Source organism: Enterobacter cloacae complex sp. P14RS, from assembly GCF_014895895.1.
Lineage (GTDB): Bacteria > Pseudomonadota > Gammaproteobacteria > Enterobacterales > Enterobacteriaceae > Enterobacter > Enterobacter bugandensis.
In genome coordinates this window covers 115,232-136,270 of the sequence record NZ_JADBQM010000001.1, presented here as the reverse complement: position 1 = coordinate 136,270, position 21,039 = coordinate 115,232, and the positions used below count along the sequence as shown (strand labels likewise).

Sequence of the window (21,039 nt, the reverse complement as noted above, 5' to 3'; positions counted from 1 at the left end):
GCCGAGGAAGAAAATGTTCGGAAAATTGACACTGGATGCAGTGCCCTACCATGAACCGATTATCATGGTTACGGTGGCTGCAATTATCATTGGTGGCGCGGCCTTAGTTGGCCTGATCACTTACTTCGGTAAGTGGAGCTACCTGTGGAATGAGTGGCTGACTTCGGTTGACCACAAAAAACTCGGTATCATGTACTGCATCGTCGGTATCGTCATGTTAATTCGTGGCTTTGCGGATGCAATCATGATGCGTAGCCAGCAGGCACTCGCGTCTGCGGGCGAAGCCGGCTTCCTGCCACCGCACCACTACGATCAGATCTTTACCGCCCACGGCGTTATCATGATCTTCTTCGTGGCGATGCCGCTGGTAATCGGTCTGATGAACGTTGTCGTTCCGCTGCAAATTGGCGCGCGCGACGTAGCGTTCCCGTTCCTGAACAACCTGAGCTTCTGGTTCACGGTTGTCGGTGTAATCCTGGTTAACCTGTCACTGGGCGTGGGCGAATTCGCACAGACCGGCTGGCTGGCTTACCCACCGCTTTCGGGAATTGAGTACAGTCCGGGTGTAGGCGTTGACTACTGGATTTGGGCGCTTCAGCTCTCCGGTGTCGGTACCACCCTGACCGGTATCAACTTCTTCGTGACCATCCTGAAGATGCGTGCACCAGGTATGACGATGTTCAAGATGCCAGTATTTACCTGGGCATCTCTGTGCGCCAACGTACTGATTATCGCGTCGTTCCCAATTCTGACCGTCACCATCGCGCTGCTGACCCTGGACCGCTACCTGGGCACCCATTTCTTCACGAATGATATGGGTGGCAACATGATGATGTACATCAACCTGATTTGGGCCTGGGGTCACCCGGAAGTGTACATTCTGGTTCTGCCTGTCTTCGGTGTGTTCTCCGAAATCGCGGCAACCTTCTCGCGTAAGCGTCTGTTTGGTTACACCTCTCTGGTGTGGGCAACCGTGTGTATTACCGTTCTGTCGTTCATCGTTTGGCTGCACCACTTCTTTACCATGGGTGCGGGCGCGAACGTAAACGCCTTCTTCGGTATCACCACCATGATTATCGCCATCCCTACCGGGGTGAAGATCTTCAACTGGCTGTTCACCATGTACCAGGGCCGTATCGTGTTCCACTCAGCAATGCTGTGGACCATCGGCTTCATCGTGACCTTCTCCGTAGGTGGGATGACCGGCGTACTGCTGGCGGTGCCAGGTGCTGACTTCGTTCTGCACAACAGCCTGTTCCTGATTGCGCACTTCCATAACGTTATCATCGGCGGTGTGGTCTTCGGCTGCTTCGCAGGTGTGACTTACTGGTGGCCTAAGGCGTTTGGCTTCACGCTGAACGAAACCTGGGGTAAACGCGCGTTCTGGTTCTGGATCATTGGCTTCTTCGTGGCGTTTATGCCGCTGTACGTGCTGGGCTTCATGGGCATGACCCGTCGTCTGAGCCAGCAGATCGATCCGCAGTTCCACCCAATGCTGATGGTTGCAGCGGGCGGTGCAGCGCTGATTGCCTGCGGTATTCTGTGCCAGCTGATTCAGTACTACGTGTCCATCCGCGACCGTAACCTGAACCGCGACCTGACCGGTGACCCATGGGGTGGCCGTACGCTGGAGTGGGCAACCTCTTCTCCACCACCGTTCTATAACTTTGCCGTAGTGCCGCACATTCACGAGCGTGACGCATTCTGGGAAATGAAAGAAAAAGGTGAAGCGTACAAGCAACCTGAGCATTACGAAGAGATCCATATGCCGAAAAACAGCGCTGCGGGCATCGTGATTGCCGCTTTCGCAACGGTATTTGGTTTCGCAATGATCTGGCACATCTGGTGGATGGCGATTGTTGGCTTCGCTGGCATCGTAATCAGCTGGATTGTGAAGAGCTTTGACGAGGACGTGGACTACTACGTACCAGTCCGTGAAGTTGAAAAGCTGGAAAATCAGCATTTCGACGAGATTTCTAAAGCGGGGCTGAAAAATGGCAACTGATACTCTGGCGCACTCAACTGCCCACGCGCATGAACATGCGCACCATGATACAGGACCGACCAAAGTCTTCGGTTTCTGGATCTACCTGATGAGCGACTGCATTCTGTTCTGCTGTCTGTTCGCGACCTATGCCGTTCTGGTGAACGGCACAGCGGGCGGCCCGACCGGCAAGGACATCTTTGAACTGCCGTTCGTTCTGGTTGAAACCGCACTGCTGTTATTCAGCTCCATCACCTACGGCATGGCGGCTATCGCCATGTACAAAAACAACAAGAGCCAGGTTGTCTCCTGGCTGGCGTTGACCTGGCTGTTTGGTGCTGGCTTTATCGGGATGGAAATCTATGAATTCCACCACCTGATTATGGAAGGCTTCGGTCCGGATCGCAGTGGCTTCCTGTCCGCGTTCTTCGCGCTGGTGGGTACCCACGGTCTGCACGTGACCTCGGGTCTGATCTGGATGGCAGTACTGATGTTCCAGATCTCCCGCCGCGGCCTGACCAGCACTAACCGTACCCGTATCATGTGCCTGAGCCTGTTCTGGCACTTCCTGGACGTGGTATGGATCTGCGTGTTCTCTGTTGTCTATCTGATGGGGGCGATGTAATGAGTCATTCTAACGATCATGGCGCTTCCCACGGCAGCGTAAAAACCTACATGACAGGTTTCATCCTGTCGATCATCCTGACGGTGATCCCGTTCTGGATGGTGATGAGCGGTTCTGCGTCCAAGCCGGTTATCCTGGGAGCAATCCTGGTGACCGCGGTGATTCAGATTCTGGTGCATCTGGTTTGCTTCCTGCACATGAACACCAAGTCCGATGAAGGCTGGAATATGACTGCCTTTATCTTTACCGTGATTATCATCGCTATCCTGGTAGTCGGTTCCATCTGGATTATGTGGAACCTCAACTACAACATGATGGTTCACTAAGAGCGGCGAGTATGTTTAAGCAATACCTGCAAGTCACGAAACCAGGCATCATCTTTGGCAACCTGATCTCCGTAATCGGAGGGTTCCTGCTGGCCTCTAAAGGCAGCATTGATTACACCCTCTTTATTTACACGCTGGTCGGTGTGTCACTGGTGGTTGCGTCCGGTTGTGTATTTAACAACTACATCGACATGGATATCGACAAGAAGATGGAAAGGACCAAGAATCGGGTGCTGGTTAAAGGCCTGATTGCCCCTTCCGTCTCGCTGGTGTACGCCACCTTGCTGGGTATTGCTGGCTTTATGCTGCTGTGGTTTGGTGCTAACCCGCTGGCCTGCTGGCTGGGGGTGATGGGGTTCGTGGTGTATGTAGGCGTCTACAGCCTGTATATGAAGCGTCACTCCGTCTACGGCACGCTGATTGGTTCTCTCTCCGGCGCTGCGCCGCCGGTGATTGGCTACTGCGCCGTCACGAACGAGTTCGACAGCGGTGCGCTCATCCTGCTGGCTATCTTTAGCCTGTGGCAGATGCCGCACTCCTATGCCATCGCGATTTTCCGCTTCAAGGATTATCAGGCGGCGAACATTCCGGTTCTGCCGGTCGTGAAAGGTATCTCGGTTGCCAAGAACCACATCACGCTGTATATCATCGCCTTTGCCGTGGCAACGCTGATGCTCTCTCTGGGCGGTTACGCCGGATATAAATATCTGGTGGTAGCAGCCGCGGTGAGCGTCTGGTGGCTCGGCATGGCCCTGCGCGGCTACAAGGTGGAAGATGACAAAGTCTGGGCGCGCAAGCTGTTTGTGTTCTCGATTGTCGCCATCACCTCCCTGTCCGTGATGATGTCCGTAGACTTCATGGTGCCGGACTCGCAAAACCTGCTGACTTACGTCTGGTAAGTTTATGTGATGATGAAAAGGGTGCTTCGGCACCCTTTTTTATTCACGAAATCTATTAATTACGCATGTAATATTTGTTAAATAAGCCTTTATTTACCCCGCCCCTTTCCCGCACTACACTATGGCCTGCTTTTGAACTGAGGTGGTAATGAACGATTATAAAATGACGCCGGGCGAGCTGCGTGCGACCTGGGGTTTAGGGACTGTTTTCTCGCTGCGGATGCTTGGCATGTTTATGGTCCTGCCCGTTCTGACCACGTACGGCATGGCGTTACAGGGTGCCAGCGAAGCGCTGATTGGTCTGGCGATCGGTATCTACGGCCTGGCGCAGGCAATTTTCCAGATCCCCTTTGGCCTGCTCTCTGATCGGGTGGGCCGCAAGCCGCTGATTGTCGGCGGGCTGCTGATCTTTGTGCTCGGGAGCGTTATTGCCGCCCTCTCCCACTCCATCTGGGGCATTATTTTGGGCCGCGCCCTGCAGGGCTCCGGTGCGATTGCCGCCGCGGTGATGGCGCTGCTGTCAGATTTAACCCGTGAGCAAAACCGCACCAAAGCGATGGCGTTCATCGGCGTGAGCTTTGGCGTAACGTTTGCGATTGCGATGGTGCTCGGTCCCATCATTACGCACAAACTGGGTCTGCACGCCCTGTTCTGGATGATTGCGGTGCTGGCGACTATCGGGATCGCACTCACCCTGTGGGTTGTGCCAGACAGTAAAAATCACGTCCTTAACCGTGAATCCGGGATGGTTAAAGGCTGCTTTAGCAAAGTCATCGCCGAGCCGCGTCTGCTAAAGCTTAACTTCGGCATTATGTGCCTGCATATTCTGCTGATGTCCACCTTCGTCGCCCTGCCCGGCCAGCTTGCCGCAGCAGGTTTCCCGGCGGCCGAGCACTGGAAAATTTATCTGGTCACGATGCTGATTTCGTTTGTCTCTGTCGTGCCGTTCATCATCTACGCCGAAGTGAAGCGCAAAATGAAGCGCGTCTTCGTGGGCTGCGTGGCGTTACTGCTGATTGCCGAGATCGTGCTGTGGGGTGCCGGCCCGCACTTCTGGGAGCTGATCGCAGGCGTGCAGCTCTTCTTCCTGGCGTTTAATCTGATGGAAGCGCTGCTGCCGTCGCTGATCAGCAAAGAGTCCCCCGCCGGTTACAAAGGCACGGCAATGGGCATTTACTCCACCAGCCAGTTCCTCGGCGTGGCGATCGGCGGCTCGCTTGGCGGCTGGGTCGACGGCCTGTTTGATTCACAAACCGTGTTTCTCGCGGGCGCGCTGCTGGCAACAGTCTGGCTGCTGGTTGCCAGCACCATGAAAGAGCCACGCTACGTGAGCAGCCTGCGGGTAGAAATCCCGGATGACGTGGAGATTAGCGACGCGCTGAAGCAGCGTCTGGAAGGAAAAGAAGGGGTCACAGAGGTGCTGATTGTCCCCGAAGAGCGCAGCGCTTATGTCAAAATTGACAGCAAAGTGACGAACCGCTTTGAGGTGGAGCAGGCGCTGAAGGCCTGAAAAAAAGCCCGGTTGAACCGGGCTTTTTTGTCTTAATCGCGGAAGTTTTTAAACTGGAAAGGTTGACCCAAATCCCCGCCGCGCACCAGCGCCATCACGGACTGGAGGTCATCGCGAGATTTACCGGTCACGCGAATTTCTTCGCCCTGGATCTGCGCCTGCACCTTCAGCTTGCTGTCTTTAATAAGCTTAACGATCTTCTTCTGCACCGCGCTCTCGATGCCCTGCTTCAGTTTGGCTTCTACAAACCAGTTCTTACCGCTGTGGACAAACTCGTCCGGCACGTCCAGAGACGTTCCTTCGATGCCACGTTTTAACAGCTTGGCGCGCAGAATGTCGAGCAGCTGATTCACCTGGAAATCAGACTCGCTCAGCACCTTAATGGTCTTATTTGCGTCGTTCAGCTCAAACGACGCCTCAACGCCACGAAAATCGAAACGTGACTCAACTTCGCGGGTTGCGTTCTCAACGCCGTTGCGAACTTCCTGGATATCAACTTCGGAAACAATATCGAAAGATGGCATCTTTTCTTCTCCCTTCACTTTTGTTGCGTTGCATAATACCCGCTACGAGGCATAACTCAACAGAAGCTTAGCTGTATAATTAAGCTGTAACACCTGGCGCAGTTGCAGGTGAGGAGGAACAATGAAAATTACGGTGCTCGGATGCGGAGCGCTCGGCCAGCTGTGGCTGACCGCGCTGTGCAAGCACGGACATGAGGTTCAGGGCTGGCTGCGCGTGCCCCAGCCCTATTGCAGTGTCAACCTGATTGGTGAAGACGGAAGCATTTTTAACGAATCCCTCACCGCGAACGATCCTGATTTCCTGGCGCAAAGCGACCTGTTGCTGGTGACGCTCAAGGCGTGGCAGGTCTCAGATGCGGTTAAGACTCTGGCCGCGCAGCTCCCCCCCACGTCCCCCATTCTGCTGCTGCATAACGGTATGGGAACCCTTGATGAGCTGAAAAGCGTCCCGCAGCCTCTGCTAATGGCGACCACCACCCACGCTGCGCGTCGCGACGGGACTATTATCGTGCATGTCGCCAGCGGCGTGACGCACATCGGCCCGGCCAGAACACAGGATGGCGACTACAGCTATCTGGCCGATGTTCTGCAAAAGGTCTTGCCGGACGTCGCCTGGCACAACAACATCCGCCCTCAGTTGTGGCGCAAGCTGGCCGTAAACTGCGTGATCAATCCGCTGACGGCGCTGTGGAACTGCCCGAACGGGGAGCTGAAAAACCATCCGCAGGAGGTGGCGTCCCTGTGTGCAGAAGTCGCGTCGGTCATTGAGCGAGAAGGCCTGCACACCTCAGCAGAGGATTTACGCTGTTATGTCGAGCAGGTTATTGAGAGTACGGCTGAGAATATCTCCTCGATGCTGCAGGACGTTCGGGCATTACGCCATACGGAGATAGATTACATTACCGGTTATCTGCTAAAGCGCGCCCGCTCGCACGGCATCGCCGTGCCGGAAAACGCCCGTCTGTATGACCTGGTTAAACGTAAGGAGAGTGAATATGAGCGCGTCGGCACTGATTTGCCTCGCTCCTGGTAGCGAAGAGATGGAAGCGGTCACTACTATTGATTTACTGGTACGTGGCGGCATTAAGGTAACAACCGCCAGCGTAGCCAGCGACGGCAATCTGGCAATCACCTGTTCACGAGGGGTGAAAATCCTGGCAGACGCACCGCTTGTCCAGGTTGCTGACGGCGATTACGACATCATCGTCCTGCCCGGCGGCTTAAAAGGCGCGGAATGTTTCCGCGACAGCCCGCTGTTGGTCGAGACCGTGCGTCAGTTTCATCTGTCCGGCCGCATCGTCGCGGCAATCTGTGCCGCCGCTGGAACAGTTCTGATTCCGCACGACATCTTCCCCATCGGCAATATGACCGGCTTCCCGGGGCTTAAGGATACGATCCCGGAGGAGCATTGGGTGGATAAACGCGTCGTCTGGGATCCGCGCGTCAACCTGCTGACCAGCCAGGGACCCGGCACCGCGATTGATTTTGGCTTAAAGATTATTGATCTGCTGGTCGGGCGGGAGAAGGCCTACGAAGTGGCGTCGTCGCTGGTGATGCCGGCGGGGATTTATAATTACTATGAAGAGTAGTGCATAAAAAAAGCCGGGTGGCGCGAGGTAAAAGCAAAACGGCAACCTTTGGTTGCCGTTTTTAATGTGAGGGCGCCAGGCCGCACGCTACGGACGATACACCTTCACGTTCGCGAATCCCTGCTCGCGCAGGTACAGCGCCTGCAGGCGGCTCATCACCCCGCGCTCACACCACAGCAGATACGTTTTGCTCTGATCGAGGTCGCCAAACTTAGTGCTCAGCTTGTAGAACGGCAGAGAAACCACCTCTACGCCTTCCACCTTAAGCGGCTTGTCATCTTGCTCGTCAATGGAGCGGATATCCAGAATCGCATCGTTCGCACCGAAACCGCTCACGGTTTCCACTTCAACCACTTCCTGCTCGGTCTGCTGGGCAATCTCGCGGATGTCGATGTTGGACGCTTCTGCCACCACTCTTTCCAGGATGCTGAAATCGAAGTTCTCTTCTTCCGCTTCGATCTTCGCCTTCACTGCCTTGACGGTCGGGCTTTTTGAGATCACGCCGCAGTATTCCGGCATGGTGCGGGCAAAGTCTTCGGTGCCGATTTCACGCGCCAGGTCGATGATGTGCTCTTTATCGTGGGAGATCAGCGGACGCAGGATCAGCGTATCTGATACGTTGTCGATCAGACGCAGGTTGGTCAGCGTCTGGCTGGAGACCTGGCCCAGCGCTTCGCCGGTGACCAGCGCCTGCACGCCGTAGCGCTCGGCGACTTTGGACGCCGCGCGCACCATCATACGTTTGAGGATCACGCCCATCTGGCCGTCATCCACTTTTTCAAGGATTTCGCCCACTACCGGCTCAAAGTTGATCGCCACAAAACGCACGCGGTGGGAACTGCCGAAGCGGTTCCACAGGTAATGCGCCACCTGACGAACGCCAATTTCATGCGCCGCGCCGCCGAGGTTGAAGAAGCAGTAGTGCACGCGGCAGCCGCGACGCATCAGCATATAGCTGGAGACGCCGGAGTCGAAGCCGCCGGAGATCAGCGACAGCACATCTTCCTGCGTGCCGATCGGGAAACCGCCAATACCTTCATAACGGCCCTTAACCAGCAGCAGACGATCGTTCTCGATCTCAAGGTTAACGGTGACGTCCGGGTTAGTCAGGCGCACGCGCGCCGTCTCAACGTGCTGGTTCAGACCGCCGCCAACGTAGCGCTCGACTTCAATCGAGCTAAACTCGTGCTTACCGCGACGCTTCACGCGCACGCAGAAGGTTTTGCCTTCGATCTGGTCGCGGTACTGTACAAGCGCCTTTTCGAAGATATCGTGCATATCGCTGAACGGAACGTCTTCCACTTCCAGAATATGGTGAATACCTGGAATACGGGTCAGCGCGTCGCGAATATCAAGGCGTTTGCTTTCGTCTTTCGCGCGGACTTCAACGTGGTCCCAGTGACGCACCACGGCGAGCGTTTCGTCGTAATGTTTTAATACGTTACGAATGTTCCCGGTGAGAATTTTAATAAAGCGCAAACGCACAGATTGGCTTTTGATGGTGATTTCAGGGAACAATTTAATGATAAACTTCATGGCGGCAATGTTTCTTAGGCAAGCTTATAAAGGCTTGTAGTGGAAAATGATACAGCAGCCCACACCCGTGGCTGCATCCAGGCGCGCAAGTATACCACCATCGCGCCACTCGCGTTATTTGATAATTGCCCCGAGTCCGTTACCATGTTGGGGCGAAGAATATAAGAGTTAATTCACTATGCCGAAGAAGAACGACGCACCGGCCAGTTTTGAAACTGCGCTGAGTGAGCTTGAGCAGATTGTTACCCGCCTCGAGAGCGGCGATTTACCGCTGGAAGACGCCCTCAACGAATTTGAGCGCGGTGTGCAGCTTGCGCGCCAGGGGCAGGTAAAACTCCAGCAGGCCGAGCAGCGTGTGCAGATCCTGCTTTCCGACAGCGAAGACGCTAAAACCACGCCATTCACACCGGACGCCGAGTAAATGGATTTTACCAACGCGCTTCAGGCGCGCGTCGTTCGCGCCAACGACGCCCTACGCCGTTTTATTGAGCCGCAGCCTTTTCAGAACACTCCACTGGTTGAAGCCATGCACTATGGCGCACTCTTAGGGGGTAAACGCCTGCGTCCGTTCCTGGTGTATGCCACGGGCAATATGTTTGGCATCAGCGATAATACGCTGGACGCCCCGGCAGCCGCCGTGGAGTGCATCCATGCCTACTCGCTGATCCACGACGATCTCCCGGCGATGGACGACGACGATCTGCGCCGGGGTCAGCCAACCTGCCACATTAAGTTTGGCGAGGCGAATGCCATTCTGGCGGGCGATGCCTTGCAGACGCTGGCGTTCTCGATTCTCAGTGATGCGCCGATGGCGGAAGTGGCCGACCGCGACCGCCTGGCGATGATCTCCGAACTGGCAATGGCCAGCGGCGTGGCCGGCATGTGCGGCGGTCAGGCGCTGGATCTTGAAGCGGAAGGTCGTCAGGTTAATCTGGAACAGCTGGAGCGTATTCATCGCCATAAGACGGGCGCGCTTATTCGTTCCGCCGTTCGCCTGGGCGCGCTGAGCGCGGGTGAGCAAGGGCGCAAAGCCCTGCCGATTCTGGACAGATACGCAGAAAGTATCGGTCTGGCATTCCAGGTTCAGGATGACATTCTGGATGTGGTGGGCGATACTGCAACATTGGGTAAACGTCAGGGTGCGGACCAGCAGCTTGGCAAAAGTACCTATCCCGCCCTGCTGGGTCTTGAGCAAGCCCAACGTAAAGCCCGGGATCTGATTGACGATGCCCGCCAGTCGCTGAATGAACTGGCCGCGCAATCGCTGGATACCTCGGCACTGGAAGCGCTAGCGGACTATATAATCCAGCGTGATAAATAAACTATATATCTCGATGAGCCTTTGATGAGTTTTGATATTGCCAAATACCCGACACTGGCGTTAGTTGACTCCACCCAGGAGTTACGTCTGTTGCCGAAAGAGAGTCTGCCGAAGCTGTGTGACGAGCTGCGTCGCTACCTGCTCGACAGCGTTAGCCGCTCCAGCGGCCACTTCGCCTCCGGGCTTGGCACGGTTGAGCTGACCGTGGCGTTGCATTACGTCTATAACACGCCGTTCGATCAGCTGATCTGGGATGTTGGCCACCAGGCCTATCCGCACAAAATTCTGACCGGACGTCGCGATAAAATTGGCACCATTCGTCAGAAGGGCGGCCTGCACCCGTTCCCGTGGCGCGGTGAGAGCGAGTATGACGTGCTGAGCGTCGGCCACTCCTCGACCTCCATTTCTGCGGGCATCGGTATTGCCGTTGCCGCCGAGAAAGAGAACAAGCAGCGCCGCACCGTCTGCGTGATTGGCGACGGGGCCATCACCGCCGGGATGGCTTTTGAAGCCATGAACCACGCGGGCGATATCAAGCCTGACATGCTGGTTATCCTCAACGATAACGAAATGTCGATCTCCGAGAACGTCGGCGCGCTGAACAACCATCTGGCGCAGCTGCTTTCCGGCAAGCTTTACTCATCGCTGCGGGAAGGCGGGAAAAAAGTTTTCTCCGGCGTGCCGCCGATCAAAGAGCTGCTCAAGCGTACCGAAGAACACATCAAAGGCATGGTCGTGCCGGGCACGCTGTTCGAAGAGCTGGGCTTTAACTATATCGGCCCGGTGGACGGGCACGATGTGCTGGGTCTGGTGACCACGCTTAAAAACATGCGCGACCTGAAAGGCCCGCAGTTCCTGCACATCATGACCAAAAAAGGGCGTGGCTACGAACCGGCGGAGAAAGATCCGATCACCTTCCACGCGGTGCCAAAGTTCGACCATACCAGCGGCTGCCTGCCGAAAAGCAGCGGCGGAATGCCAAGCTACTCAAAAATCTTTGGCGACTGGCTGTGCGAAACGGCGGCAAAAGATAACAAGCTGATGGCGGTCACGCCTGCCATGCGTGAAGGCTCCGGCATGGTCGAGTTCTCCAAAAAATACCCGGACCAGTATTTCGACGTCGCCATTGCCGAGCAGCACGCGGTCACCTTTGCGGCAGGGCTGGCGATTGGCGGCTACAAGCCGGTGGTGGCGATTTATTCCACCTTCCTGCAGCGCGCCTACGACCAGGTGATCCATGACGTTGCCATTCAGAAGCTGCCGGTGCTGTTTGCTATCGATCGCGCGGGCATCGTTGGGGCTGACGGCCAGACGCACCAGGGGGCGTTTGATCTCTCCTTCCTGCGCTGCATCCCGGACATGGTCATCATGACGCCAAGCGACGAAAACGAGTGTCGTCAGATGCTGTATACCGGCTACCACTATCAGGACGGCCCCTGCGCGGTACGTTATCCGCGCGGCAATGCCCTTGGCGTTGAACTTCAGCCGCTGGAAAAACTGGACATCGGTAAAGGTCTGGTGAAACGTCGCGGCGAAAAAGTGGCGATCCTGAACTTTGGTACGCTGATGCCGGAAGCGGCAAAAGTCGCTGAAGCCCTGAACGCGACGCTGGTGGATATGCGCTTTGTGAAGCCGCTCGATGAGTCTCTGATTCTGAGCATGGCGGAAAGCCACGACGTGCTGGTCACGCTGGAAGAGAACGCCATCATGGGCGGTGCGGGCAGCGGCGTTAACGAGGTACTGATGGCGAACCGTAAATTGGTTCCGGTGCTGAACCTCGGCCTGCCGGACCACTTCATCCCGCAAGGCACTCAGGACGAGGCGCGTTCCGACATCGGCCTGGACGCCGCCGGTATCGAAGCCAGAATCCGCAGCTGGCTGGCCTGATCCCTCCCCTTTTCCGCTCCTGCTATGCTTAAACGTATTGTTTAAACAGCAGGAGCGGAACCATGCAATACACGACATTAGGAAAAACGGACCTCAGGGTGTCCCGGCTTTGCCTGGGCTGCATGACCTTTGGCGAGCCTGACCGGGGAAATCACGCCTGGACGCTGCCGGAAGAGAGCAGCCGCCCTATCATCAAGCGCGCCATAGACGGCGGCATCAACTTCTTCGATACCGCCAACAGCTACTCTGACGGCAGCAGCGAAGAGATTGTGGGCCGCGCTCTGCGTGATTTTGCTCGTCGGGATGAGATTGTGGTCGCCACCAAGGTGTATTACCCGTCAGGCGATCTGGCTGAAGGCCTCTCTCGCGCGCAGATCCTGCGCTCCATTGATGACAGTCTCAGACGCCTGAACATGGATTACGTCGACCTGCTGCAAATTCACCGCTGGGATTACAACACGCCAATTGAAGAAACCCTTGAAGCGCTGAACGATGTCGTGAAAGCGGGTAAAGCGCGCTATATCGGCGCGTCGTCAATGCACGCGTCGCAGTTTGCTCAGGCGCTCGATCTCCAGGCGCAGCACGGCTGGGCACGCTTTGTCACCATGCAGGATCACTACAACCTGATTTACCGGGAAGAAGAACGCGAGATGCTGCCGCTCTGCTACCAGGAAGGCGTGGCGGTGATCCCGTGGAGCCCGCTGGCGCGCGGACGCTTAACTCGTCCGTGGGGAGAAACCACGGCGCGGCTGGTATCGGATGAAGTGGGTAAAAATCTTTATTCCGGTACCGAAGCCAGCGATGCGCTGATTGCCGAACGTTTAGCCGGGATCGCCGACGATATCGGCGCAACGCGCGCGCAGGTGGCGCTGGCGTGGCTGCTGGGCAAGCGGGGTGTCGCCGCACCGATTATTGGTACATCGCGGGAAGAACAGCTGGACGAGTTGTTAAGCGCGGTGGATTTATCGCTGACGCCGGAGCAGGTTGCCGAGCTGGAGACGCCGTATCAGCAGCATCCGGTGGTGGGGTTTAAGTAAACACTTGCCGGGTGGCGTACGCTTACCCGGCAATACTGAGCGCACAAACTTACCCGAAGTGATCGTACCCTTTCCAGTCCAGCGTAACGGGCGCACCGTCTTTCACAAACTTCAGCCCTTCACTCTCCGGCATGATCTGACCGATGCAGGTAAACTTTGCGCCAAGATGGGCCAATGCCACATCCAGCGTTCCACGGTTCAACTCTGGCACCGTGAAACACAGCTCGTAGTCTTCCCCACCGGAGAGCGCCCAGCGCAGCGCCTGCTCAGGCTCCACATGGCGAAGCAGTTGCTCCGACAGCGGGAACAGATCCAGGTCAACGCGCGCGCCCACCCCGCTGGCCTTCAGGATATGGCCGAGGTCCGAGATGAGACCGTCAGAGAGATCGATAGCCGAACTGGCCCGCTCGCGCAGCGCCTGACCGTGCAGAATACGCGGTGTCGGGCGCAGGTGGCGCTTCACCAGATACGCCGCATCGTCAGCGTCCGTCACGTTTAAGCGATCCTGAAGGATCGCCAGCCCTGCCGCGCTGTCTCCCGGCGTACCGGTCACGTAGATCCAGTCGCCCGGTTTAGCGCCCGAGCGCTTCAGCGCGCGACCGAGCGGCACATAGCCGTGGATCGCCAGCGTCATCGACAGCGGCCCGGCAGTCGTATCGCCGCCAATCAGCTGCATATCGTAGTAGTTCAGCTGTTCAAACAGCGCATCGCTGAACGCTTCAAGCCAGGCTTCATCCACCTCCGGCAGCGTCAGGGCCAGCGTCAGCCAGGCCGGGTCGGCGCCCATTGCCGCCAGATCGCTGACGTTGACCGCCAGCGCTTTATACGCCAGATCGGCAGGATCGATATCAGGTAAGAAATGACGTCCGCACACTAAGGTGTCGGTGCTGATTGCCAGCGTCTGCTTTTCAGGAATATTGAGAAGTGCACAGTCATCGCCAATGCCGGTTTCAACATCAAGACGAGAGGTTCTGACACGGTCGAAATAACGGGCAATCAGGGAGAATTCGCCGCATGCCATACGTTATGCCTCAGCAAATAAAAGAAAAAACCGGAGCCGCACTGCCCGTCAGGCAATGCAGAACTCCGGTTTGCGGATCACTTTTTGTGGGGACGGATCGCAGGTGCGGCTTTATCAAGTACGCCGTTAACGAACTTGTGGCTGTCTTCAGCGCCGAAGGTTTTCGCCAGTTCGATCGCTTCGTTGATGGCCACTTTGTACGGCACATCATCACGTTTAGACAGCTCAAACAGCGCGATACGCAACACTGCTTTTTCCACCTGACCCAGCTCTTCGAGCAGACGGGACAGGTATGGCTTCATCAGGCCATCGAGATACGCGCTATTAGTCGCCACTCCCGACAGCAGTTCACGGAAGTACAGAACGTCAACGTCTTTCACGTCCTGTTCTGACAGGAACTGGTATTCAACATCAGCGATGTCGTTCTGGGACAACTGCCAGGAGTAAAGTGCCTGGACGGCACATTCACGGGCGCGGCGACGAGCAGCAGGTTTCACGGAATTCCCCTTACAAAAAAATCAGGCCTTAATGGCTTTCAATACATTGATCATTTCAAGCGCGGTCAGTGCAGCTTCTGCACCTTTGTTACCGGCTTTGGTGCCAGCACGTTCGATGGCTTGTTCAATACTTTCGGTGGTCAGCACGCCGAACGCGACAGGAATTTCAGCATCCTGCGCAACGTGTGCCAGACCGTTGCTTGCACCGCCCGCAACGTATTCGAAGTGCGCAGTGCCGCCACGAATAACGGTACCCAGCGCAATCACCGCGTCGTATTTACCGGTTTTCGCCAGCGCGCCCGCCGCCAGTGGCAGTTCATAAGCGCCTGGAACCCAAACAACGGTAATGTTGTCATCTTTAACCTGGCCGATACGTTTCAGGGCGTCAATCGCACCTTCCAGCAGGCTATCGTTGATGAAGTTGTTGAAACGCGCAATGGTGATGGCGACGCGAGCGTCCGGGGTAGCTACAGCAGCTTCAATAATGTTCATACTCTTCCTTTACGGGTTCATTTGGCCCCGCAGGGGGGCAGATTTTATCATAATACTTTGCGCACTGCTTCCCTATTTCGGGAGCAATTACGCTGTCGTTAAATGGAGGCAGACATCCGGACCCACCGGACGAATCTCGCTGAATGTGAGTTGCGGTGCGTCGGCCAGTTTTTCAAGGCCAGGCAGCACAAACAGGCCGCGCGCGTCATGACCTAAAAGTTTAGGCGCAACGTAGACGAGCAATTCATCCACCAGCCCCGCCTGGAGCAGCGCGCCCGCGAGCGTCGGACCGGCTTCGACCCAGATGCTGTTCACCTGCTGCTTGCCGAGCAACATCATCAGCACCACGAGATCCAGATGTCCGTTATGCTCCGGCACCATAATGCTGCGCACGCCTTCCGGCCATTCGCGCGTATCTTCTTTGGTGCGCGCAATCCAGGTTTCACCCGGCTGATGCACGATGCGGTGCTCCGGGGTCACGCGGTTCTGGCTATCAATAATAATACGCAGCGGCTGGCGCAGGTTCTCCTGCGGATAAAGCGCCTGGGTATCGGCATTCAGCTCATCCCAGCGCACGGTCATGGCCGGATCGTCAGCCAGAACGGTTTCACTGCTGGTGAGGATAGCATGGCTTTGCGCACGCAGACGTTGCACATCGCGCCTTGCCTGCGGCGAGGTGATCCACTGGCTTTCACCGTTCGCCATTGCCGTACGGCCGTCCAGCGAGGCGCCCAGCTTAAGCTGAATAAACGGGAAGCCGGTGCGCATGCGCTTCAGAAAGCCTTTGTTGATGGCTTCCGCATCTTGCATCATCAGGCCGTGGCTGACGTCGATCCCTTCCTGTTGCAGACGATACAGGCCGCGGCCCGCCACCTGCGGGTTAGGATCCTGCATAGCGGCGACCACGCGCGAAACCCCTGCCGCAATCAGCGCTTCACAGCACGGCGGCGTGCGCCCGTGGTGGCTGCAGGGCTCCAGCGTCACGTAGGCCGTCGCGCCTCGCGCTTTCTCCCCCGCCATACGCAGGGCATGCACTTCAGCATGCGGCTCGCCTGCGCGATAGTGAAACCCTTCCCCCACGATCTCGCCATCTTTCACGATAACGCACCCGACGTTGGGGTTAGGATGGGTGGTAAAACGACCGCGCTGCGCCAGCTTCATGGCTCGCGCCATGTACTTCTCATCCTGCATGGGCTTAATCCTGTAAGCGGGCGATCTCTTCGCCAAACTCTTTGATATCTTCGAAACTGCGGTAGACAGAGGCGAAGCGGATATAGGCGACCTTATCGAGCTTTTTCAGCTGCTCCATCACCAGGTTGCCGATCATTTTGCTCGGCACTTCACGCTCGCCCAGGCCACGCAGGTAAGATTTAATGTGGTTTAACGCCATTTCGACATCATCCGCGCTGACGGGCCGTTTTTCGAGGGCCTTCAGCATTCCACTGCGCAGTTTCTCTTCGTTAAACGGCTCGCGCACGTCGTTACTTTTTACCACGCGCGGCATTACCAGCTCTGCAACCTCAAAGGTCGTGAAACGCTCGTTGCACACCAGACACTGCCGACGACGGCGCACAGAAGACCCTTCGCCCACAAGGCGAGAGTCGATGACTTTGGTATCCACAGCGGAGCAGAATGGGCAATGCATACGGTATCCCTGTTATCTGGTTAACTGATTTTCATTTTACCCTGATCTGGCCTGACAACAAAGGAGGAGCTTTTGAGATAAAGGATCTATGTCTGGCGGTACGTTGCTGGCTACCATTATGGGGATCCGTCATTTCAAGGAATAAACGCTATGACAAGACGTTACCTGAAAATTTTACTGGTGGGGAGCCTCTTCACCCTTAGTGCCTGTGCACAGCAAACCGAAGTCCGCCAGATGAAACAAAGCGTGAATACGCTCAACACGGCGATGGACAAACTGAACAAAGAAACGGTGAAGATCACCCAGCAAAACGCGCTGAACGCCAAATCCACCAGCGGGGTATATCTGCTGCCTGGAGCGAATACGCCTGCCCTGCTTAATAGCCAGATTGGCACGCTGAAGATGTCTCTGGTGAATGTGGCGGCGAATGCGGATGGTACGCGCGCAACATTACGTATTCACGGTGAGTCCAACGATCCGCTGCCCGCCTTCAGCGGCACCGTAGAGTGGGGCCAGATCCAGGGCACCACGGAGAGCTACCAGGAGGTGAACGTGAAGAACCAGCTGTTCACCGCTCCGGCCAGCGTGTTAGCGCCCAGCGATGTGGATATTCCACTTCAGCTAAGCGGACTTACGCCTGAGCAGTTAGGCTTTATCCGCATTCACGACATCCAACCTGCCGCGCAGTAATCCCTTCCTTTTGAGCGGAGTGAAATGTCACTCCGCTAACATTTACATTTCGTATGGATTGGCAACAGAAATGATTGCCGCTACAATCCCGGCCGTTTAAAGTACGCAAACGTGAACGCAATCGATTACGCGTGTGAGAGATATGTGAAACAACACATATTTTTGTGAGCAGGGATTCCTATAATAGGCACCGCAGAAACACGAAATATTTAGAAACGCAATTCGCGCATTTTTCACTCCCGGAAGGGAATTTCAATCAGTGGCATGATTATGAAAAAAACATTACTCGCAGCCGGTGCAGTTCTGGCACTGTCCTCCTCTTTCACTGTTAACGCAGCGGAAAACGAGAAACCACAATACCTCTCCGACTGGTGGCACCAGAGCGTTAACGTGGTAGGCAGCTACCACACCCGTTTCGGACCGCAGATCCGCAACGATACCTACCTGGAATATGAAGCGTTCGCCAAGAAAGACTGGTTTGATTTCTACGGCTATATGGATGCGCCTGTGTTCTTCGGTGGTAACACCGATGCAAAAGGTATCTGGAACCACGGTTCCCCACTGTTCATGGAGATTGAACCGCGCTTCTCCATCGACAAACTGACCGGTACCAGCCTGGCGTTTGGTCCGTTCAAAGAGTGGTACTTCGCGAACAACTACATCTACGACATGGGCCGCAATAAGTCCGGTCGTCAGAGCACCTGGTATATGGGTCTGGGTACTGACATTGACACCGGCCTGCCGATGAGCCTGTCCCTGAACGTGTATGCAAAATACCAGTGGCAGAACTACGGCGCAGCGAATGAAAACGAGTGGGACGGCTACCGTTTCAAAGTGAAATACTTCGTGCCAATTACCCAGCTGTGGGGCGGTAATCTGAGCTACATCGGTTTCACTAACTTTGACTGGGGCTCAGACCTGGGCGACGACGATTTCCGTGACCTGAACGGCAAGAAAGCGCGTACCAACGATTCCATCGCCTCCAGCCACATCCTGGCGCTGAACTACGATCACTGGCACTACTCTGTTGTTGCGCGTTACTGGCACAACGGTGGCCAGTGGAACGACGACGCGAGCCTGAACTTCGGTAACGGCGACTTTAGCGTCCGCTCTACCGGCTGGGGTGGTTACCTGGTCGTGGGTTACAACTTCTAATCAATGCGGGATTGTGCGGGCTGGTGCCCTCACCCCTTCCCTCTCCCACGGGAGAGGGCGCAAACATAAAAAACGGCAACATCGTTGCCGTTTTGCTTTTACCTCGCCACCCGGCTTTTTACTGCTTCACCTTGCGCAAAAAATCCGCCAAAGACCTGTCCGCACTCTCACTGAACCGCCTCTCCGTCATTACAACTTTGAGACACCGGTCGAGCCGGAAACAGCGGTAGTCATCGCGCCGTTCACACCATGCCGCCAGCAGCCAGCGCTCCCCCCAGAAGAACAACCCCAGCGGCTGTACCTCACGTTTTGAGAGCAGCCCGGCTTCATCACGATAATGCAGCGCCAATACGCGCTGAGCGGAAATCGCCTGGTGAATCATGTCAAAATCGCTGCGGGAGTGGCTTTGCATGCAAAAATCCGGGGCGTAGATCCGCGTCTGCTCCGCCTTTCTGCGGCTCTCCTCGGGCAGAATAGCCAGCACCTTCTCCTGGGCCGACTCCAGCTCGCGCGACAGCGATTCACCTCCCCAGGTTTTGAGCAGGCGAATCGCGACCATCAGCGCTTCGGATTCCTTATTTGTCAGCATCAGCGGCGGCAGGTCAAAACCCGACATCAGCCGATATCCGCTTCCCGCCTCGCCTTCCACCGGCACGCCGGAAAGCGACAGGTCGCGGATATCGCGGTAGACCGTGCGCTCGGACACGCCAAGCCGGTCCGCCAGATGCGCTGCCGTTGTCAGACGCCTGCCCCGCAGGATCTGCACAATCTGAAACAAACGGTCAGCGCGTCGGGTCATAACGTCATTCGCTCTCAGGCAGGTTGATGAAGGCCGACGCGGTTACCCTCGCTGTCGGTAAACAGTGCGATAGTGCCGATACCATGCGGCAGTTCCAGCGGGCCAAACACGCACTCGCCGCCCGCAGAGGCAATGCGATCGAGCGTGGCCGCCAGATTGTCAGTATGCAGGTAAATAATAGCGCCCTGCAAAGAGGGCGTAACGCCGTCAAATTTTGCCAGCGCTCCTCCGGTTGCGGGATCCTCATGCGGGAAAACCGCCAGCTCGGCAATGTCCATTTTCTCGCGACGCAGCGCGAGCTGCATCACCGGCTCATAAAATTTGATGGCGCGATCCATATCCGAAACCGGAATTTCAAACCAGTTAATTACGCTTTTCATACATCCTCCTGCCTGTTGTTTGGGTTCAGAAGGAGTCTACGGCAGGGCTCCTGACAGCATACTGTCAGGAGTGTTTGTCAGGAGCAGATAAAAAAATCCCGGTCAACAGACCGGGATTCCGATAACGCGCTAAACGTCGCCTTACGGCAGAATGGACGGCTGATCCGCCCCTTCTTTCTCAACCTTCTGCTGGAGCAGGTGCTCGCGCTTCATGCCAAGTTTCAGTGCCAGGGCGGACGCCACGTAGATAGACGACGCCGTACCGATGGAGACACCGATCAGCATGGTCAGCGAGAAGCCTTCCAGCACCGGGCCACCGAAGAGGAACAGCATCAGGATCACCATCAGGGTAGTACCGGAGGTGATCAAGGTACGATGCAGCGTCTGGGTCAACGACACGTTAAAGATTTCGTACGGCGTGCCGCGACGGATCTTACGGAAGTTTTCACGGATACGGTCAGATACCACGATACTGTCGTTCAGTGAGTAACCGATCACGGACATCAGGGATGCCACGATGGTCAGGTCAATCTCAATGTGGAACAGAGACAGTATGCCCATGGTGATCACCACGTCGTGCGCCAGGGCGATAACCACACCGGCCGCCAGTCGCCACTCGAAGCGGAAACCGACGTACACCAGGATGGAGATCAGCGCCACCAGCAGCGCCATGGCACCAGTTTGCGCCAGGTCCGCACCCACGCTCGGGCCGACGAACTCAATACGCTTGACCGCCGCGCTCTGGCTGGTGGTCTCGTTAATGACCTGTACGACCTTGCTGCCCAGCTCCTGGCTGCCGTTGGCATCGTGCACCGGCGGCATACGCACCATGATGTCGCGGCTGCTGCCGAAGTTCTGCAGCAGCGGCTCTTCAAAGCCCGCTTTCTGCAGAGACAGGCGCATCTGGTCCATATCGACCGGTTTTTCCAGGGAGATCTCGATGACCGTACCACCGGTGAAATCGAGACCCCAGTTAAAGCCTTTCACGCCCATAATGACGATGGACAGAATCAGCAGGAAACCTGAAATGCCGAAGGCCCAGTAGTCCCAGCGCATAAAGTCCCAGACTTTACGGCCGTGGTTCAATTGTTCAACAGTATATTCCTGTGCCACAACGCACTC

At 56.2% G+C, this 21,039-nt stretch carries 23 protein-coding genes; 13 read left to right on the top strand and 10 right to left on the bottom strand.

Annotated features, from left to right (window positions below; all coding sequences use genetic code 11):
* The first annotated feature begins 13 nt into the window (after nucleotides 1–13).
* The 5 genes from cyoB (at nucleotide 14) to IM295_RS00645 (ending at nucleotide 5,344) form a co-directional block, all read left to right on the top strand.
* Nucleotides 14–2,005: a cytochrome o ubiquinol oxidase subunit I gene (gene cyoB / locus IM295_RS00665; protein ID WP_028012157.1), complete on the top strand. Its 1,992-nt coding sequence runs from the start codon at nucleotides 14–16 to the stop codon at nucleotides 2,003–2,005.
* Nucleotides 1,995–2,609, top strand: coding sequence for a cytochrome o ubiquinol oxidase subunit III (locus IM295_RS00660; protein WP_003859057.1), 615 nt, complete (start codon nucleotides 1,995–1,997; stop codon nucleotides 2,607–2,609). Before cyoB ends, IM295_RS00660 begins: the two co-directional genes overlap by 11 nt.
* Nucleotides 2,609–2,935 carry a cytochrome o ubiquinol oxidase subunit IV gene (locus IM295_RS00655; protein WP_006176899.1) on the top strand — a complete coding sequence of 109 codons (327 nt, stop codon included), beginning with the start codon at nucleotides 2,609–2,611 and terminating at the stop codon, nucleotides 2,933–2,935. Before IM295_RS00660 ends, IM295_RS00655 begins: the two co-directional genes overlap by 1 nt.
* A gap of 11 nt (nucleotides 2,936–2,946) precedes the next feature.
* Nucleotides 2,947–3,834 carry a heme o synthase gene (cyoE, locus tag IM295_RS00650; protein ID WP_003859062.1) on the top strand — a complete coding sequence of 296 codons (888 nt, stop codon included), beginning with the start codon at nucleotides 2,947–2,949 and terminating at the stop codon, nucleotides 3,832–3,834.
* A gap of 148 nt (nucleotides 3,835–3,982) precedes the next feature.
* Nucleotides 3,983–5,344 carry an MFS transporter gene (locus IM295_RS00645; protein ID WP_192971482.1) on the top strand — a complete coding sequence of 454 codons (1,362 nt, stop codon included), beginning with the start codon at nucleotides 3,983–3,985 and terminating at the stop codon, nucleotides 5,342–5,344.
* Nucleotides 5,345–5,376: 32 nt separating this feature from the next.
* On the opposite strand, the gene IM295_RS00640 is transcribed toward IM295_RS00645, so the two are convergent.
* A complete protein-coding gene (locus IM295_RS00640; RefSeq protein WP_023293165.1) occupies nucleotides 5,377–5,868 on the bottom strand; it encodes a YajQ family cyclic di-GMP-binding protein in 492 nt (163 codons plus the stop codon).
* 121 nt (nucleotides 5,869–5,989) lie between these two features.
* Here IM295_RS00640 and panE point away from each other — a divergent pair, with 121 nt between their 5' ends.
* Nucleotides 5,990–6,901 (top strand): 2-dehydropantoate 2-reductase, encoded by a 912-nt coding sequence (gene panE, locus IM295_RS00635; RefSeq protein ID WP_041911083.1) that lies wholly within the window; start codon nucleotides 5,990–5,992, stop codon nucleotides 6,899–6,901.
* Nucleotides 6,864–7,457: a protein deglycase YajL gene (gene yajL / locus IM295_RS00630; protein WP_045259897.1), complete on the top strand. Its 594-nt coding sequence runs from the start codon at nucleotides 6,864–6,866 to the stop codon at nucleotides 7,455–7,457. The genes panE and yajL overlap by 38 nt, the downstream gene beginning before the upstream one ends.
* A gap of 87 nt (nucleotides 7,458–7,544) precedes the next feature.
* Here yajL and thiI read toward each other — a convergent pair whose 3' ends face one another.
* Nucleotides 7,545–8,993, bottom strand: a complete 1,449-nt coding sequence (thiI, locus tag IM295_RS00625) for a tRNA uracil 4-sulfurtransferase ThiI (RefSeq protein ID WP_045259896.1) — start codon at nucleotides 8,991–8,993, stop codon at nucleotides 7,545–7,547.
* 178 nt (nucleotides 8,994–9,171) lie between these two features.
* On the opposite strand from thiI, the gene xseB reads away from it, so the two are divergent.
* The 4 genes from xseB to IM295_RS00605 all read left to right on the top strand — a co-directional run bounded on the left by xseB (nucleotide 9,172) and on the right by IM295_RS00605 (nucleotide 13,238).
* Nucleotides 9,172–9,414 carry an exodeoxyribonuclease VII small subunit gene (gene xseB, locus IM295_RS00620; RefSeq protein ID WP_003859094.1) on the top strand — a complete coding sequence of 81 codons (243 nt, stop codon included), beginning with the start codon at nucleotides 9,172–9,174 and terminating at the stop codon, nucleotides 9,412–9,414.
* Complete coding sequence (ispA, locus tag IM295_RS00615; protein WP_028012152.1) at nucleotides 9,415–10,314, top strand: (2E,6E)-farnesyl diphosphate synthase; 900 nt, start codon at nucleotides 9,415–9,417, stop codon at nucleotides 10,312–10,314.
* A gap of 24 nt (nucleotides 10,315–10,338) precedes the next feature.
* The gene (gene dxs, locus IM295_RS00610) at nucleotides 10,339–12,201 is read left to right on the top strand and encodes a 1-deoxy-D-xylulose-5-phosphate synthase (protein ID WP_193066077.1); all 1,863 of its coding nucleotides are present in this window, start codon (nucleotides 10,339–10,341) and stop codon (nucleotides 12,199–12,201) included.
* 62 nt (nucleotides 12,202–12,263) lie between these two features.
* Nucleotides 12,264–13,238 carry an aldo/keto reductase gene (locus IM295_RS00605; protein ID WP_028012150.1) on the top strand — a complete coding sequence of 325 codons (975 nt, stop codon included), beginning with the start codon at nucleotides 12,264–12,266 and terminating at the stop codon, nucleotides 13,236–13,238.
* A 49-nt stretch (nucleotides 13,239–13,287) separates the two neighbouring features.
* Here IM295_RS00605 and thiL read toward each other — a convergent pair whose 3' ends face one another.
* From thiL to nrdR, 5 genes are all read right to left on the bottom strand, one after another.
* On the bottom strand, nucleotides 13,288–14,259 hold the full coding sequence (thiL, locus tag IM295_RS00600; protein ID WP_048961221.1) for a thiamine-phosphate kinase: 972 nt from the start codon (nucleotides 14,257–14,259) through the stop codon (nucleotides 13,288–13,290).
* Nucleotides 14,260–14,336: 77 nt separating this feature from the next.
* The gene (gene nusB, locus IM295_RS00595; protein WP_006809908.1) at nucleotides 14,337–14,756 is read right to left on the bottom strand and encodes a transcription antitermination factor NusB; all 420 of its coding nucleotides are present in this window, start codon (nucleotides 14,754–14,756) and stop codon (nucleotides 14,337–14,339) included.
* Nucleotides 14,757–14,777: 21 nt separating this feature from the next.
* Nucleotides 14,778–15,248, bottom strand: a complete 471-nt coding sequence (ribE, locus tag IM295_RS00590; RefSeq protein WP_006176874.1) for a 6,7-dimethyl-8-ribityllumazine synthase — start codon at nucleotides 15,246–15,248, stop codon at nucleotides 14,778–14,780.
* Between the two features lie 87 nt (nucleotides 15,249–15,335).
* Nucleotides 15,336–16,439: a bifunctional diaminohydroxyphosphoribosylaminopyrimidine deaminase/5-amino-6-(5-phosphoribosylamino)uracil reductase RibD gene (gene ribD, locus IM295_RS00585; RefSeq protein ID WP_063438316.1), complete on the bottom strand. Its 1,104-nt coding sequence runs from the start codon at nucleotides 16,437–16,439 to the stop codon at nucleotides 15,336–15,338.
* A gap of 4 nt (nucleotides 16,440–16,443) precedes the next feature.
* Nucleotides 16,444–16,893 carry a transcriptional regulator NrdR gene (gene nrdR / locus IM295_RS00580; RefSeq protein WP_008503337.1) on the bottom strand — a complete coding sequence of 150 codons (450 nt, stop codon included), beginning with the start codon at nucleotides 16,891–16,893 and terminating at the stop codon, nucleotides 16,444–16,446.
* Nucleotides 16,894–17,043: 150 nt separating this feature from the next.
* Here nrdR and IM295_RS00575 point away from each other — a divergent pair, with 150 nt between their 5' ends.
* Nucleotides 17,044–17,583 carry a DUF3251 domain-containing protein gene (locus tag IM295_RS00575; RefSeq protein WP_028012147.1) on the top strand — a complete coding sequence of 180 codons (540 nt, stop codon included), beginning with the start codon at nucleotides 17,044–17,046 and terminating at the stop codon, nucleotides 17,581–17,583.
* 270 nt (nucleotides 17,584–17,853) lie between these two features.
* Nucleotides 17,854–18,738, top strand: coding sequence for a nucleoside-specific channel-forming protein Tsx (locus tag IM295_RS00570; RefSeq protein WP_028012146.1), 885 nt, complete (start codon nucleotides 17,854–17,856; stop codon nucleotides 18,736–18,738).
* 118 nt (nucleotides 18,739–18,856) lie between these two features.
* Here the strand turns inward: IM295_RS00570 and IM295_RS00565 are convergent, their stop codons facing one another.
* From IM295_RS00565 to secF, 3 genes are all read right to left on the bottom strand, one after another.
* Nucleotides 18,857–19,537 carry a YafY family protein gene (locus IM295_RS00565; protein ID WP_049001886.1) on the bottom strand — a complete coding sequence of 227 codons (681 nt, stop codon included), beginning with the start codon at nucleotides 19,535–19,537 and terminating at the stop codon, nucleotides 18,857–18,859.
* Nucleotides 19,538–19,551: 14 nt separating this feature from the next.
* A complete protein-coding gene (locus IM295_RS00560; protein ID WP_045259891.1) occupies nucleotides 19,552–19,917 on the bottom strand; it encodes a VOC family protein in 366 nt (121 codons plus the stop codon).
* 141 nt (nucleotides 19,918–20,058) lie between these two features.
* On the bottom strand, nucleotides 20,059–21,030 hold the full coding sequence (gene secF / locus IM295_RS00555; RefSeq protein ID WP_045259890.1) for a protein translocase subunit SecF: 972 nt from the start codon (nucleotides 21,028–21,030) through the stop codon (nucleotides 20,059–20,061).
* Nucleotides 21,031–21,039 lie beyond the last annotated feature (9 nt).